We start from the raw sequence: 14,731 nt of genomic DNA on the forward strand, positions 1-14,731 counted from the left end.
ACATGCGGATTTTACTAAGCAATGATGATGGTGTTCACGCCAAAGGCATGCAGGTACTGCAACAGGCATTAAGCCAGTTTGCCGAGGTAACGACAGTAGGGCCGGATCGCAACTGCAGTGGTGCCAGCAATTCGTTAACCCTGATTAACCCGCTACGGGTGCAGCATATGGAAAACGGCTTTTATTCGGTTAACGGCACACCAACCGATTGCGTGCATCTGGCGATCAGCCAATTATTGGATTTTACCCCCGATTTAGTGGTGGCGGGTATTAACCACGGCGCTAATTTAGGCGACGATGTATTGTATTCCGGTACTGTTGCCGCTGCTACAGAAGGCCGCCATTTGGGCTTGCCGGCTATTGCTGTTAGCCTGGCCGGACGGGATGAAGAGCATTTTGCAACTGCTGCCTTTGTTACAGCCCAGGTGATTAAACAATTAAAATCGCACCCGTTACCGGCTGATCAAATTTTAAATATTAATGTGCCGGCGGTCAGTATTGAACAGTTAAAAGGTATTCAGGTGACACGACTGGGCCGGCGGCATAAAGCCGAAACCATGACCAGTGCTACCGATCCTTGGGGCCGGACTATATACTGGTACGGCTCGTTAGGGCCGGAGCTGGATGCCGGTGAAGGCACAGATTTTCACGCTATAGCCAATGGCTATGCATCGATAACACCGCTGCAAATTGATATGTCTGCATATAAAAGCATGGACCGGTTAAAGCAATGGTTAGAGGGGATCAGGTTGTAATATGGCAGTCGCGACATCACGCAGCGCCGCGGTACTGGCGCAGAAACTTCAAAGCGACGGCATTACTAATGCACAGGTATTAGCCGCTATAGCCCATACACCACGCCATATGTTTGTTGAGGCGGTGCTGGCGCACAAAGCTTACGAGAATACTGCCTTGCCAATTGGTCAGGGCCAGACGATTTCACAACCTTATATTGTTGCCCGCATGACAGAGTTGCTGTTACAAGACAAAGCGCCGGGCAAGGTGTTGGAAATCGGCACCGGTTCAGGCTATCAAACGGCTATTCTGGCGCGGCTGTTTTCCCATGTCTGCAGCGTCGAGCGGATTAAAGCGTTGCAGTTTCAGGCTAAGCGCCGCTTGCAGCAATTAGACTTACACAATGTTTCGATGAAACACGGTGACGGCTGGCAGGGGTGGCCCAGCAAAGCACCGTTTGACAGTATTATAGTTACCGCGGCGCCAACGGAAGTGCCGGTGGCACTGCTGCAGCAACTGACTGATGGCGGCCGTTTAGTGATCCCGGTGGGTTTACATGAACAGGTGCTGCGGGTGTATCAGCGTAACGGTGACGAGATCAGCAGCAAAGATATTGAAGCGGTGCGTTTTGTGCCACTGGTTCCGGGCGAATTAGCCTGATTTAAGGATAGCGTATGCAGTATATACAATGGATGATTAAAGGCCTGGCTATGGGGGCTGCCGATGTAGTACCCGGTGTATCCGGCGGTACTCTGGCCTTTATTTTGGGCATTTACGAGCGCTTACTGGCAGCAATCAGCAGCTGCAACCTGCAGGCTTTAGGCTTATTGCGTCATGGCCGTTTTAAGGCGTTGTGGCAACATATCGACGGCACTTTTCTGCTGTGTTTATTCAGCGGCATCTTACTGAGCATATTCTCGCTGGCCGGCGTGATCAGTTATTTACTGCAGTACCGGCCTATTCCGCTATGGGCCTTATTTACCGCGCTTATTCTTACTGCCTTACCTCATCTGTGCCGTAGCCTGCGTTGGAACGCCGTGCGGTTGCTACTGTGTTTGTGCGGCATAGTGTTTGCGGTAATGGTTGGCATGTTAACGCCAAGAGAGCTGCAGCCGGCCAACTGGATGTTCTTTATCGCCGGGACCGTGGCCATTTGCGCCATGATCCTGCCCGGTATTTCCGGCAGTTTTATTTTACTGATGTCGGGTATGTATGCGCCGGTATTATTGGCGGTAACCGAGTTACAGCTGGGCGTGTTGGCATTATTTATGTTGGGTTGCATTATAGGTTTACTGGGCTTTTCCCGTGTGCTTAACTGGCTGCTGCAACATTATCACGACGCCAGCCTGGCACTGTTGATTGGCATTGTGATCGGCGCACTGTATCGCATCTGGCCATGGCAACTGGAGCAGCATCTGTATTTGCCGTGGCAGTATGCCGCCAAAACCGGCCAGGCCGATATAACAGCGGCACTGCTTAGTGCTGCAGCCGGCGTCCTTATTATGTTGTTGCTACTGAATTTGGAAAAATGGCTTAACCCGCCTGCGGCTGGCCGCAAGCAGACAGCAGACTGAAAAAGGAGTCGGGTATTCGTTGTTCTTACCACCGCAATCTGCAGCTGATATTACGCCGCCGCGCCAAATTTGCCGGCAAGGCGGTGCTGTTGCTGCTGTTTATCGCGGTGGCGGGCTGTTCTTCCAGCTCCGGCCCGGCACCGGTTACCACGCTGGAACTGCGGGAAAACTTTTACCAGCAGCGTAACCGCGGCACTTTAAACACCAGTAGTTATACAGTACAGCGCGGCGATACTTTGTATTCCATTGCGTTTCGGGCCGGCAAAGATGTGCGCGAGCTCGCCGGCATTAACGGCATTGCCAATCCTTATACTATTTACCCGGGCCAGGTTATTCGCTTCTCTGGTAAGGCGAAACCGGTAGCGCGCAAGCCGGTAAAACCGGCAGTAGTGGCAAAACAAAACACAAATAAGAACAATTCAAGCCAAGCAAAATCAAATAGTTCGGTAAAACCGACTAAACCTGTTGCACCACAAAATCAAAAGGGTTATGTTCAAACTACGCCTGCAAAAAATAACAAAACCGCGCACTCTACCCTAAATAGGGACTTGGTGCAATGGCAGTGGCCGGTTAAAGGTAAAATAATTTCCGGTTTCTCCCATCAGCAACAAGGTAACAAGGGTATAGATGTAGCCGGGCGGGAAGGCGACAGAGTTAATGCTGCTGCCAGTGGTCAGGTGGTGTATGCCGGTAACGCGTTAAGGGGCTACGGCAATTTAATTATTATTAAACACAATGATGATTACTTAAGTGCTTACGCGCATAACCGTAAGTTACTGGTAGCAGAGAAACAAATGGTAACTGCAGGACAGCAGGTTGCCGAATTGGGTAGTACCGATGCAACAGATCCACGTTTGCATTTTGAGATCCGTTTTCGTGGCAGTTCGGTCGACCCGCTGAAATACTTACCAAAATAATAAGATCGACAACATAAGTAATATCAGGAATGGATGCGATACGCCTTAGCTGGCCCCTGACCCTGTAGACGTGGGAGAAAGGATATGGGACAAAAAAGTAGTGATGATGAAGTTTTAGAGTTTAAAGACGACGAGCTGAATGAAGATGCGATGCTCGATGACGACGCGGAGCCGGATGCCGCCGCACTCGTTACAGAAGAAAGCAGTAGTGATGACGTGTTTGCCCGCGATGACAGCCAGAAAACGATGGATGCCACGCAGATTTATCTGGGCGAAATAGGTTTTTCTCCTTTATTGTCGGCAGAAGAAGAAGTGTATTTTTCCAGGCTGGCGTTAAAAGGTGATCAAGCCGCGCGCAAACGCATGATCGAAAGTAATTTACGTTTAGTAGTAAAAATTGCCAGACGCTATATTAACCGCGGTTTGGCGCTGCTCGACCTGATAGAGGAGGGCAACCTCGGTCTGATCCGTGCGGTGGAGAAATTTGACCCCGAGCGCGGTTTCCGTTTTTCAACCTATGCTACCTGGTGGATCCGTCAAACCATAGAACGGGCCATCATGAACCAAACCCGCACTATTCGTTTACCTATCCATGTGGTTAAAGAACTGAATATTTACTTGCGCGCCGCACGTGAGTTATCACAAAAGCTGGACCACGAACCAACACCGGAAGAAATTGCCAGCGCGCTGGACAGGCCGGTAGAAGAAGTGCGTAAAATGCTGAAGTTAAATGAAAAGATAACCTCAGTAGATACACCGGTGGCCGGTGCGTCGGAAAAACAGTTGCTGGATGTTATTGCCGACGAAAAAGAGCTGGGGCCGGAAACTGAATTGCAGGACGAAGATATTCGTCAGCATTTGGTGGTGTGGCTAAATGAGCTGAACCCGAAGCAGCGCGAAGTGCTGGCACGGCGGTTCGGTTTGCTCGGCTATGAGCCTTCGACACTGGAAGATGTCGGGCATGAAATTGGTTTAACCCGGGAACGGGTGCGGCAAATTCAGGTAGAAGCGCTGCGACGCTTACGGGAAATTGTTACCCATCAGGGCTTGAATATCGAAACCCTGTTCCAGGATTAAGCTCTGCTTACTACAAACAAGGCGCTCTCAGGCGCCTTGTTGTTTTTGCAGCCACTGCACCAGCAAATTACCGGCAGCGGTAATATGCCGCGTCAGTAGCTCGCTGGCCAGATAAGTATTACCACTGCGCAACAACCTAAGCAGTTCGGCATGTTCCGCCGCACTGGTATCGGCATAGGCCAGGGCTTGTTCCTGGTAGCCCAGATAGCGCGATACCTGTTGGTGTAACTGATCCAGCAAGCGCAGTAAATGCGGTTTGGCGCAACTTTGATACAAGATGCGGTGAAACTGCCAGTTCAACTCGCCGCGCTGATAAGGTGCCAACTGTGTATTAGCCGCGATATAGGCCAGCAAGTCTTCAGCCTGGCCCAATTGGCTGAAGCTGAGATTGACTGCCGCCAGGGTTAATGCCAGCGGTTCCAGCTGTAAACGCAGCATGCACAGCTCTTCTGCTTCAGCGGCGCTAAAGCCCGGCACCTGCATACCGGCTTTACCATGTGCTGCTAACCAGCCTTCGCTCATCAGGGCATGCTGCGCATCGCGCACGACAATACGGCTGACAGCGTAGTGCTGCGCCAGTTGCTGTTGCGTCAGCACCTGGCCCGGAGCCCAATGCTGCAGCTGAATATCCTGTTTTAATTGTTGATACAGTTGCTGTTTTTTCAGCATCAGCGGCTCCGGCGCAGGCCGTTAACCAGCAGCAAGGTTAAGCCACCGGCAATAATGCCCCAAAACGCAGCGGCGATACCAAAAAAGCTGATCCCCGACGCGGTAACCAGTAAGGTCACGACGGCGGCTTCGCGATGCTCGCCCTCAGCGGTGGCTACCGCCAGATTGGCCCCTATAGTGCCCAGTAACGCCAGCCCGGCCAGGGCGGCAATCATCTCTTTGGGAAAAGCGGCAAATAAGGCTACAACAGTAGCACCGGCAAGGCCTGCCAGCAGGTAAAATACGCCGGCGGCAATACCGGCAATGTAGCGTTTGTCTTTATCCGGGTGTGCTTCAGCGCCGGTGCAAATGGCCGCGGTAATGGCAGCAAGGTTAATCGAAAATGCGCCCCAGGGCGCTAACAACAGAGTAGATAAGGCTGTGCTGCTGATAAGTGGTGACACCGGTGTTTGGTAACCGCTGGTGCGGATAACGGCGACGCCCGGGATATTTTGTGATGCCATGGTAACCAGCAACAGCGGTAGGCCAACACCGAGCAGGGCGCTGAGTGACCAATGCGGTGTTACCCAAACCGGCGTGGTCAGGCTTAACGTAACAGCGGTGTAGTCAAACTGGCCTTGTAGCACTACGGTGACTAAGCCGCTGAGTAATACCCATAAAATGGCATAGCGCGGCATAAAGCGTTTGGCCAGCAAGTAGCTGATGCACATCAGGCCAACTAACAGTAACTGGCTTTGCAGTGAGGTAAAGATACTTAAGCCAAATTGCAGCAAAATGCCCGCCAGCATAGCACTGGCCAGCGGCAGTGGAATAAGCCGTGTTAATTTATCAAACCAGCCGCTGATACCAATAACAACGCCCAGCGCGGCAGTAAAAATAAATACGCCCACGGCTTCGTTAATGGTTAACCCCTGCAGGCTGGTTGCCAGCAGTGCAGCGCCAGGGGTAGACCAAGCGGTAATAACCGGCGCTTTGTAATACCAGGACAAACCAATACAGGTAGCGGCCATGCCGATGCCCAGTGCCAGCAACCAGGACGCCATGATGTCCTGAGTGGCACCCGCCGCCGCTGCCGCTTGTAATACAATCGCCACTGAACTGGCAAAGCCTACCAGCACGGCGACAAAGCCCGCGACGACCGCCGACAGACTAAGATCTTTAATCAGCATGAACTTGCTCAAACTATAAAAAGTATACCTAATTTAAAATGTATACATTTTTTGTCAAGTAATTACAGCGAAAGGGATGCAGATTAGTGTGGCGGCCCGAACCGGTTTGTCCACGCTGACACGCCGTAAATACATCCCTGTAGGCTCGATTATAAACTTCATCCATGAAGTTTATCCTGACGGATCAGCGAAGCTGTTCAAATTCGCTCCCGGCGAATTTGTCAGCATCCTGGCCTGCAACGGTCAGCTTAGAACAAACCGATTCTGGCTGGATTGCCCATCGGAGTTATAGCTGTTGCTTTAGCTGATACAACAACTCCAGTGCCTGGCGGGCGGTTAAATCATCGGGGTTAATAGTGCGTAACTGATCCACCACCGGGTGCTCTTCGTGCAGCAAGCTCAGTTGTGGCTGTGTGTTTACCGCAGCTTTCAGCGGCGCTGTGCTGCTGTGTTGCTCCAGCTCGGTTAATTTATGCCGTGCGCGCTGAATAACAGCTTTAGGCACACCGGCCAGCTGGGCTACCTGTAAGCCAAAGCTTTTGCTGGCGGCGCCGTCCTGCACGTGGTGCATAAATACGATATCATCACCATGCTCTACCGCATCCAGGTGCACATTGGCCAAACCGGGTAACTGCTCTGCCAGCTCGGTCAGCTCAAAGTAATGGGTAGCAAACAGGGTTAACGCCTTAATTTTACCGGCTAAATAGTCGGCACAGGCCCACGCCAGGCTTAAGCCGTCATAGGTACTGGTACCGCGGCCTATTTCATCCATCAGCACTAAGCTGTGCTCAGTGGCATGGTGCAAAATAGTGGCGGTTTCGGTCATCTCCACCATAAAAGTAGAGCGGCCGGAGGCCAGATCATCTGAGGCGCCGATACGGGTAAAGATACGATCTATCGGGCCTATTTGCGCTTTTGCCGCCGGCACAAAGCAGCCGATACAGGCCATCAGAGTAATGAGTGCAGTTTGGCGCATATAAGTTGATTTACCGCCCATATTCGGCCCGGTAATCATCAGCATGCGGCGCTGGCTGTTTAATGTCAGCGGGTTGGCAATAAACGGCTCGGTTAACACCTGCTCTACCACCGGGTGACGGGCTTGTTCCAGCACTATGCCGGTTTGGCTGCTTAGCTGTGGCCGGCAGTAGTTTAGGCTGTCGGCGCGTTCGCTAAAGGTGCACAGCACATCCAGCTCGGCCAGTACCCGCGCCAGTTGTTGCAGCGGCGCCAAAAAGGGCGCGGTCAGCTCAAATAATTGCTCATACAGCTGTTTTTCCACTGCTAAAGCTTTGCTTTGGCTGCCCAGTACTTTGTCTTCGTATTCTTTGAGCTCCGGAATAATATAACGCTCGTTGTTTTTCAGCGTTTGGCGGCGTACATACTCCGGCGGTACTTTAGTATCGGCACTGCGGCCGGTTTCAATGTAATAGCCATGAATACGGTTAAAGCCTACTTTAAGCGAGGCGATACCGGTGCGCTCACGTTCGCGCAGCTCCAGTTGTTCTAAATAATCGGTGGCACCGGTGGCCAGCGCACGCCAGTGGTCCAGTTCGGTGTTGTAGCCCGGCGCAATAACGCCGCCATCACGAATTAATACCGGCGGTGCTTCTACTATGGCTTGCTCTAACAGCTGGCATAGCTGTGGCAGCGGTTGGGCGGCCAGGCCGATTTGCTTTAGCAAGGCGCTGTTAAGCGGTGCTAATTCCGGTGCTAACAGCGGCAACTGCTGCAGAGCCTGGCGCAGCCGGGCAAAATCACGTGGCCTGGCACTGCGCAGCGCCAGCCGCGCTATTACCCGTTCTATATCGCCGATGTGTTTCAACAGCGGCTGTAATTGCTCATATTCTGTGGCCAGCTCTGTTACGGCATCCAGCCTGGCATTGATCTGGTTTTGATCGCGCAGCGGTGCGTGGATCCAGCGTTTTAATAAGCGCGAGCCCATAGCGGTTTGGCTGCGGTCAAGCACGGCGGCCAGGGTATGTTCATAGTTACCGGCCAGGTTTTGCGTCAGCTCCAGGTTACGCCGTGTTGCGGCGTCCAGTACGATATTGTCCTGCGAGCGCTCCAGTGCCACGGCGCGGATATGCGGCAGGGCAGTGCGCTGGGTGTCTTTAACATACTGCATCACACAACCGGCCGCCATTAACGCTACCGGTGCGTCGTCAACGCCAAAACTGAGTAAGTCTTTAGTACCAAATTGCTGACACAATAAGCGTTTAGCGGTAGCCAGTTCAAATTCCCACACCGGGCGGCGGCGCGCACCTTTGCGCTTTTCCACCAGGTAGGTGTCGGCAAAATCTTCCGGATACAATAATTCTGCCGGGTTCAGCCGTTGCAGCAGCGCGGCTAAGTCATCAATATTATCTACCTGGTTGAGCAAAAAACGGCCACTGCTGATATCCAGTTGCGCCAAACCATAGTGGCCGCGCAGCACACTGATGGCACAGAGCAAATTGTCCTGGCGCTCATTTAATAAGGCTTCATCGGTAACTGTGCCGGGGGTAACAATACGTACCACCTTGCGTTCGACCGGGCCCTTGCTGGTGGCCGGATCGCCAATTTGTTCGCAAATTGCGGCAGACTCGCCCAGTTGTACCAGCCGGGCTAAATAGCCCTCTACGGCATGATAGGGCACGCCGGCCATCGGTATCGGTGTGCCGGCACTTTGGCCGCGCTTGGTCAGCGAGATATCCAGCAAGGCCGAGGCCCGTTTGGCATCGTCGTAAAATAACTCGTAAAAGTCGCCCATACGGTAAAACAGCAGGATGTCGGGGTGTTGACTTTTTAAGCCCAGATATTGCTGCATCATGGGGGTATGTGCGCTTAAGGCTTGCTCCGTTTTCTGGTCTGACGGCATAATAGCGTTCTGAATTCCCTGTTGGATAAAATATGACGGTCGCAGCAGACAGCCTGCAGCTGGCGACAGAATTAGGCCAGCTATTATTACGGAAAAAGTGGACTATCACCACTGCTGAATCCTGTACCGGCGGCGGCATTGCTTATTGCTTAACCGCGGTGCCCGGCAGCTCTGCCTATGTAGACCGTGGTTTTATTACCTACAGCAATAAAGCCAAGCAGCAGCTGCTGGCGGTGCGCAGCGCTACCTTACTGCAATTTGGCGCAGTAAGTGAAGAGACTGTGCGTGAAATGGCCGAAGGTGCCGCCAAGGCTGCAAATGCCGATATCGCCATTGCCGTGTCCGGCATTGCCGGGCCGGACGGTGGCTCAGTGTATAAGCCGGTGGGCACGGTATGCTTTGGTTTTTGCATTAATGGCAAGGTTGCCAGCAGCCGCTTGGTATTGGCCGGCGATCGCCAGCAGGTACGCCAGCAGGCTATCGATTATGCCCTGAAACAAAGCATTGAGCTGTTGACAGCTTTAGCAAACTAGACTACTGTACGAGCATACAGTGTTAATTGTCCGGCAAGCCCGGCTCAACCATGGATATAAAAATGGACGACAACAAACAAAAAGCGCTCACAGCCGCCTTAGGTCAAATTGAACGTCAGTTCGGTAAAGGCTCTATTATGCGTCTGGGCGACAGCACGGCGCTGGATATAGCTGCGGTATCTACCGGTTCTTTAGGTCTGGATATCGCGCTGGGTATCGGCGGTTTACCTTATGGCCGTATCGTCGAAATATATGGCCCGGAGTCGTCCGGTAAAACCACCTTAACCTTACAGGTTATTGCCGAAGCGCAAAAGGCCGGTAAAACCTGTGCTTTTATCGATGCCGAGCACGCGCTGGATCCGGTTTATGCCAAAAAGCTGGGTGTTAAGGTAGAAGACCTGCTGGTATCCCAGCCGGATACCGGTGAGCAGGCGCTGGAAATTTGTGACATGTTAGTACGCTCTGCTGCTGTAGATGTCGTAGTAGTCGACTCGGTAGCCGCATTAACACCAAAAGCGGAAATTGAAGGCGACATGGGCGACAGCCACATGGGCTTGCAAGCCCGGTTAATGTCACAGGCACTGCGTAAGCTAACCGGTAATATTAAGCGTTCTAATACTTTATGTATTTTTATCAACCAAATCCGGATGAAAATCGGTGTGATGTTTGGTAACCCGGAAACCACTACCGGTGGTAATGCACTGAAATTCTATGCGTCGGTACGCTTAGATATTCGCCGCATCGGTTCGGTAAAAGACGGTGATGAAATTACCGGTAACGAAACCCGCGTTAAAGTAGTGAAAAACAAAGTGGCGCCGCCGTTTAAACAAGCTGAGTTTATTATTCAGTACGGTGCCGGCATTAACAAACTGGGCGAGCTGATTGATTTAGGCGTAGCCCAGGGCTTAGTGGACAAAGCCGGTGCCTGGTACGCTTATCAGGGCAATAAAATTGGCCAGGGCAAAGCCAATGCGATGAAGTTCCTCGCCGATAACCAACCGGTAGCCGACGAAATTGAGAAAGAATTGCGCGCCCGCTTGTTGTTAAAGCCGGGTGAAAAACCGATTGAAGAAAGCATACCAGAGGCATTTGAAGCCGACTTATAAGGCCTGTTCATCTGTCGTTAATAAAGCCAGCTTATGCTGGCTTTTTTTGTCATAAATTTTAACTTGCTCTGCTGTCAATGCAGCGATAAGCTGTTGACTTCGCCATTTTATTTGGCCTGAAAACGTAAACAAGCAGTAAACGATAGCCGGTGTCGGAATAATGATAATAATAACAAGGCTATGCCTGATTGCAGTCTGTATGGTGCTGGTGGCCTGTAAAGCCGATATCAGCGTGCAGGATGAGCCTACAGATCCTGTGGTGCAGGAAATTGCGCTGGCTTTTGTTGAACGGCCACTGCGGATTAACGACGATGAATCTTATCAAACCAACCTGACTGACCCTGCAGCCTTTAACCCGGGCGCCCGTTTACTGCTAAAACAAAATGCCTTTGCCCAATCTGCTGAAACAGAGCTGACCGCCGGCCTGTTTGCCGAAGGTGCGTTATATGACGTCAAAGACCTCAGTGCGTCGCCCGATGGCTTAACCTTAGTGTTTGCCTTACGGGCACCGGCACTGGACAACGTGGCTGCAGAGCTGCAACCGAAATGGGATTTGTGGCGTTATGATGTACAAAGTAAAACTGTCAGCCCACTGATTGCCGATGCCCAATTGGCGCAGCGCGGCCATGATATCAGCCCGGCATTCTTACCGGATGGCCGGATTATTTTCAGCTCTACCCGCCAGACCACCGCACGGCAAATTCTGCTGGACGAATTTAAACCGCAATACACGGCGCTGGATGAAAATTTAAACGCACCGGCATTTAACCTGCACCTGATGAATGCCGATGGTAGCGGCATTGAACAGCTGAGCTTTAACTTAAGCCACGACCTGTATCCGGTTGTGCTGGACGATGGCTATATTTTGTATAGTCGCTGGGACAACCAGAGCGATCGTTCAATGTTTAACTGGTACCAAATGCAACCGGATGGAAGCGAAAACCAGTTAGTCTATGGCTGGCATTCGCATAACAGTGGCGCCGGTTTATCCAGAGTGGAGTTTGCTAAAGCTATAGTACTTGACGATGGTTCGGTGAGCGTAGCACTGGCCGGCAACGATGCACCTTATTACAACAGCTGGCCACAACAAGTAGCCTTGGCGCTGGCCAGTGACAATGAGCAGGCTCTGTTTGGCGAAACGCTGAACCTGCCGGCGCAAACGCCACTGTTTCCATGGGCTTTTGATAACACAGAACGCACTGAATCGGCCGGTGCCGTGCACAGCTATGCGCCGTTAAAAGATGGCAGCGGCCGTTTTTTAGTCAGTTGGTCACCTTGTCGGGTGTTGGTAGAAGAGATGGCTTTCAGCTGTGCTCAGGTAGAGGACGTCAGTGGATCAGAGTTGGCAGCACCTTTGTACGGTTTATGGTTATTTGATACTGAAAAACAAACACAGGTACCTGTGCGGCCCGGTACAGAAGGCTTGCTGGTAGCAGAACCTGTGGTGCTGCAAGCATACAGCGCCGGCGCGTTTTTACCACAGAACCCGTTACTGGATGCAGAGTTAGCCGCTGAAAATGCCGCCGTGCTGGATATTCGCAGCGTGTACGATTTTGCCGGCACTGCCAGCCTAAACATAGCGCAACTGGCCGACCCGATGCAAAGCACGGCGGATGAGCGCCCGGCGCGGTTTTTACGCTTGGTGCGCGGCGTGCCGATGCCGCCGGAAGAGGTACTGGATGTACCCGGTTCTGCCTTTGGTGTCAGCCGTCGCCAACTGATGCGCGAAATTCTCGGCACTGTAGCAATAGAGCCGGATGGCTCGGTACAGGTCAAGGTCCCGGCCAATGTGCCGTTTAATTTGGCGCTGCTAAATGCTCAGGGCCAAGCTATTTCGCCACTGCACCAACAGTGGATCACCCTGCGGCCGGGCGAAACACGCAGTTGTAATGGGTGCCATAGCGCACAAAGCACAGCACCGCATGGCCGCTTAAGCGGCGAAGCGCCAACGGCCAATCCCGGCCATGCCGGCGGCGGAACCTTCCCTAATACTAACCCGCAACTTATTGCTCAGGCCGGTGAAACCATGGCGCAAGCTGCCGCGCGCCTAAATGGCCTGCCAGAGCTAAACGAAGCCTTGGTTTATCTGGATATCTGGACTGATCCGGCACTGCGCGCTGCAGATGCGCCCTTAACGGTCAGTCTGCAGGATTTAACCACGCCGCTGCCGGCCGGAGTGGCCTGTTTTAGCCAATGGCTGGCCAGTTGCCGCTTACGTATTGATTATCCTGAGCATATTCAGCCCTTATGGCAGCTGGACCGGCGCCGTTTTGACCCCGATAGCAATGAATTGCTGGCCGACAATACCTGTGTCAGCTGCCACAGCCGCACTGATGCCAATGGCAACGGCCGCGTGCCGCTGGCGCAATTGGAGCTCGATAATGAGCCGTCTGATTTGGAAGCAGAGCACTATCGCAGCTACCGTGAACTGTTAAGCGTGGATAACGAACAGGAGTTAGTTGGCGGCGTGTTGGTGGACCGGCAGATCCAGGCCTCCGATGCCGATGGTAACCTGCTGTTTCTGACCGATGAAGACGGCGATCTAATCCTTGATGATAGCGGTAATCCAATCCCGGTTATGGTTACGGTTAATGTTGCGCCCGCCCTTCGTGTTGGCAATGCGCTGGGCAGTAACGCATTTTTTGGACTGTTTGGCGCCGGTGGTTCACACCAGGGCTATTTATCGGCGGCAGAGTTGAAGCTGGTTGCAGAGTGGCTGGATATCGGTGCCCAGTACTACAACTCGCCCTTTGCCATCCCGGAGCAATAGATGATCAGATTTTTACTGCTCTGCATCAGCATCTTTAGCTTTGTCACTGTGGCAGAACCGGTTGATGTCAGCGTAAGCGGCGATTTTGTTAATTTGCACTCCGGTGCCGGCCGCGGTTATCCGATAGTGCAGGTAGCCATTAAGGGCGAGCGTTTAACGCTGCTGACCCGACGGCATGACTGGGTGCAGGTAGAGTTTAAGCAACAACAATACTGGCTGGCACGCGCCGACCTGGCACAAGTTATTACCGCGCAACAACAGCAGTTTGATTTGTCTGACGACAGAATGGCGGCTTTTGAACAGCGCACGCTGGAGGCCGGCATACAGTTTGGCGATTTTAACGGCAGCAGTATGAATCAGCTATCGTTGGCCTATCTGTTCAGCCCTTATCTGCAAACTGAGCTCTCTGTTGGTCAGGCCAATGGCGACCAGGCAGATAATTTAGCCGCAGAGCTAAGCCTGTATTTAAGCCCGTGGCCGCATTGGCGCTTATCACCTTACTTTGGTATTGGCGGCGGCGTGCTACGCACCACACCGCGCACTGTGTTAGTGCAAACACCGGATCGCAACAATAGTCTGGCCAGTGCCGAGTTTGGCCTGCGCTATTACCTGAGCCGTAATTTTATCGCCCGCGCGGCATACCGGCGCAGTGTTATCGTCACTGACCGTAACGACAATGAAGAGATTGACACATGGAAACTTGGTTTCAGCGTATTTTTCTAGCTCTGTCTTTAACCTCTGCCGCAGCCGTAGCGCAGCAGGTTGAACCGGACATCACGCCTGAGGTAGTGAGCGAAGATCTGCTCGACAGTGAAAACTGGCTGCTTGGCGCCCGCATTGGTGTGCTGAGTATTGAGGATTTCGGCAGCAGTGCCCTGGCTGCGCTGGCGCTTAGTTACCATATTAATGAAGACTTTTACCTTAGCGCTGAATATGCACAGGCTAAAGCCGGACGCACCTCGTTTGAAGAGTTAAGCGGCGCGGCACCGCTATTAACCGACAGCGAGCGGCAATGGCGTTATTACGGTGCCCATGTGGGCTATATGGTATTGCCGGGTGAAGCTTTTTTAAGCGAAAACTACGCCTTGAACAGCGGACTGTCGCTGTTTATTGGTGGCGGAAATGTCGACTTTGCCGGCGATAAAGTATTTGCGCTGCAACTGGGCAGTCAGTTTCGCTTATATGCCACCGATTGGCTGGCACTGGAGCTGACGTTCAGCGATTACATTTTTGAAACCACCATTCTGGCACGCAGTAAAACCACGCATAACCTCAGCCTGGCTTTGGGTGTGGCGGTGTATTTTTAGCGATGCAAACAGCAGAG

13 protein-coding genes are annotated in these 14,731 nt (G+C 52.5%); 10 read left to right on the top strand and 3 right to left on the bottom strand.

The annotated features are described in order from the left end of the window. Window positions 1-2: 2 nt before the first annotated feature. The 5 genes from surE to rpoS all read left to right on the top strand — a co-directional run bounded on the left by surE (window position 3) and on the right by rpoS (window position 4,303). Window positions 3-755: a 5'/3'-nucleotidase SurE gene (surE, locus tag ACTZWV_RS05095; RefSeq protein WP_444785497.1), complete on the top strand. Its 753-nt coding sequence runs from the start codon at window positions 3-5 to the stop codon at window positions 753-755. Between the two features lies 1 nt (window position 756). Further along, entirely contained in the window at window positions 757-1,395 is a 639-nt protein-coding gene (locus ACTZWV_RS05100) for a protein-L-isoaspartate(D-aspartate) O-methyltransferase (RefSeq protein ID WP_444785498.1), read from the top strand. Window positions 1,396-1,409: 14 nt separating this feature from the next. Further along, window positions 1,410-2,309 (top strand): DUF368 domain-containing protein, encoded by a 900-nt coding sequence (locus tag ACTZWV_RS05105; RefSeq protein ID WP_444785499.1) that lies wholly within the window; start codon window positions 1,410-1,412, stop codon window positions 2,307-2,309. An 83-nt stretch (window positions 2,310-2,392) separates the two neighbouring features. After that, on the top strand, window positions 2,393-3,226 hold the full coding sequence (locus tag ACTZWV_RS05110) for a peptidoglycan DD-metalloendopeptidase family protein (RefSeq protein WP_444785500.1): 834 nt from the start codon (window positions 2,393-2,395) through the stop codon (window positions 3,224-3,226). Between the two features lie 84 nt (window positions 3,227-3,310). Then, window positions 3,311-4,303 carry an RNA polymerase sigma factor RpoS gene (rpoS, locus tag ACTZWV_RS05115; protein ID WP_305552678.1) on the top strand — a complete coding sequence of 331 codons (993 nt, stop codon included), beginning with the start codon at window positions 3,311-3,313 and terminating at the stop codon, window positions 4,301-4,303. 27 nt (window positions 4,304-4,330) lie between these two features. Here the strand turns inward: rpoS and ACTZWV_RS05120 are convergent, their stop codons facing one another. From ACTZWV_RS05120 to mutS, 3 genes are all read right to left on the bottom strand, one after another. Continuing rightward, a complete protein-coding gene (locus tag ACTZWV_RS05120; RefSeq protein ID WP_444785501.1) occupies window positions 4,331-4,972 on the bottom strand; it encodes a GntR family transcriptional regulator in 642 nt (213 codons plus the stop codon). Continuing rightward, window positions 4,972-6,141: a benzoate/H(+) symporter BenE family transporter gene (locus ACTZWV_RS05125; protein WP_444785502.1), complete on the bottom strand. Its 1,170-nt coding sequence runs from the start codon at window positions 6,139-6,141 to the stop codon at window positions 4,972-4,974. The genes ACTZWV_RS05120 and ACTZWV_RS05125 overlap by 1 nt, the downstream gene beginning before the upstream one ends. Before the next feature lie 286 nt (window positions 6,142-6,427). Further along, entirely contained in the window at window positions 6,428-8,998 is a 2,571-nt protein-coding gene (mutS, locus tag ACTZWV_RS05130) for a DNA mismatch repair protein MutS (protein WP_444785503.1), read from the bottom strand. Window positions 8,999-9,030: 32 nt separating this feature from the next. Between mutS and ACTZWV_RS05135 the strand changes: the two genes are divergently transcribed. The 5 genes from ACTZWV_RS05135 (at window position 9,031) to ACTZWV_RS05155 (ending at window position 14,714) form a co-directional block, all read left to right on the top strand. Further along, entirely contained in the window at window positions 9,031-9,531 is a 501-nt protein-coding gene (locus ACTZWV_RS05135) for a CinA family protein (protein ID WP_444785504.1), read from the top strand. Window positions 9,532-9,593: 62 nt separating this feature from the next. Next, window positions 9,594-10,637 (top strand): recombinase RecA, encoded by a 1,044-nt coding sequence (gene recA / locus ACTZWV_RS05140; protein WP_305552684.1) that lies wholly within the window; start codon window positions 9,594-9,596, stop codon window positions 10,635-10,637. Window positions 10,638-10,797: 160 nt separating this feature from the next. After that, window positions 10,798-13,407, top strand: a complete 2,610-nt coding sequence (locus ACTZWV_RS05145) for an HzsA-related protein (RefSeq protein WP_444785505.1) — start codon at window positions 10,798-10,800, stop codon at window positions 13,405-13,407. After that, on the top strand, window positions 13,408-14,130 hold the full coding sequence (locus tag ACTZWV_RS05150) for an SH3 domain-containing protein (RefSeq protein ID WP_444785506.1): 723 nt from the start codon (window positions 13,408-13,410) through the stop codon (window positions 14,128-14,130). It abuts the gene before it with no gap. Next, the gene (locus tag ACTZWV_RS05155; protein WP_444785507.1) at window positions 14,100-14,714 is read left to right on the top strand and encodes an outer membrane beta-barrel domain-containing protein; all 615 of its coding nucleotides are present in this window, start codon (window positions 14,100-14,102) and stop codon (window positions 14,712-14,714) included. Before ACTZWV_RS05150 ends, ACTZWV_RS05155 begins: the two co-directional genes overlap by 31 nt. Window positions 14,715-14,731: the final 17 nt, after the last annotated feature.

Source organism: Rheinheimera sp. NSM, assembly GCF_052380015.1.
Taxonomy (GTDB): domain Bacteria; phylum Pseudomonadota; class Gammaproteobacteria; order Enterobacterales; family Alteromonadaceae; genus Alishewanella.

What these genes read in the sequence shown, in the direction of transcription:
- ACTZWV_RS05105 (WP_444785499.1), top strand. Translation starts at nt 1,410, where the DNA reads ATGCAGTATATACAATGGATGATTAAAGGCCTGGCTATGGGGGCTGCC.
- ACTZWV_RS05150 (WP_444785506.1), top strand. Translation starts at nt 13,408, where the DNA reads ATGATCAGATTTTTACTGCTCTGCATCAGCATCTTTAGCTTTGTCACT.
- ACTZWV_RS05120 (WP_444785501.1), bottom strand. Translation starts at nt 4,972, where the DNA reads ATGCTGAAAAAACAGCAACTGTATCAACAATTAAAACAGGATATTCAG.
- recA (WP_305552684.1), top strand. Translation starts at nt 9,594, where the DNA reads ATGGACGACAACAAACAAAAAGCGCTCACAGCCGCCTTAGGTCAAATT.
- mutS (WP_444785503.1), bottom strand. Translation starts at nt 8,998, where the DNA reads ATGCCGTCAGACCAGAAAACGGAGCAAGCCTTAAGCGCACATACCCCC.
- surE (WP_444785497.1), top strand. Translation starts at nt 3, where the DNA reads ATGCGGATTTTACTAAGCAATGATGATGGTGTTCACGCCAAAGGCATG.
- ACTZWV_RS05135 (WP_444785504.1), top strand. Translation starts at nt 9,031, where the DNA reads ATGACGGTCGCAGCAGACAGCCTGCAGCTGGCGACAGAATTAGGCCAG.
- ACTZWV_RS05145 (WP_444785505.1), top strand. Translation starts at nt 10,798, where the DNA reads ATGATAATAATAACAAGGCTATGCCTGATTGCAGTCTGTATGGTGCTG.
- ACTZWV_RS05155 (WP_444785507.1), top strand. Translation starts at nt 14,100, where the DNA reads ATGGAAACTTGGTTTCAGCGTATTTTTCTAGCTCTGTCTTTAACCTCT.
- rpoS (WP_305552678.1), top strand. Translation starts at nt 3,311, where the DNA reads ATGGGACAAAAAAGTAGTGATGATGAAGTTTTAGAGTTTAAAGACGAC.
- ACTZWV_RS05100 (WP_444785498.1), top strand. Translation starts at nt 757, where the DNA reads ATGGCAGTCGCGACATCACGCAGCGCCGCGGTACTGGCGCAGAAACTT.
- ACTZWV_RS05125 (WP_444785502.1), bottom strand. Translation starts at nt 6,141, where the DNA reads ATGCTGATTAAAGATCTTAGTCTGTCGGCGGTCGTCGCGGGCTTTGTC.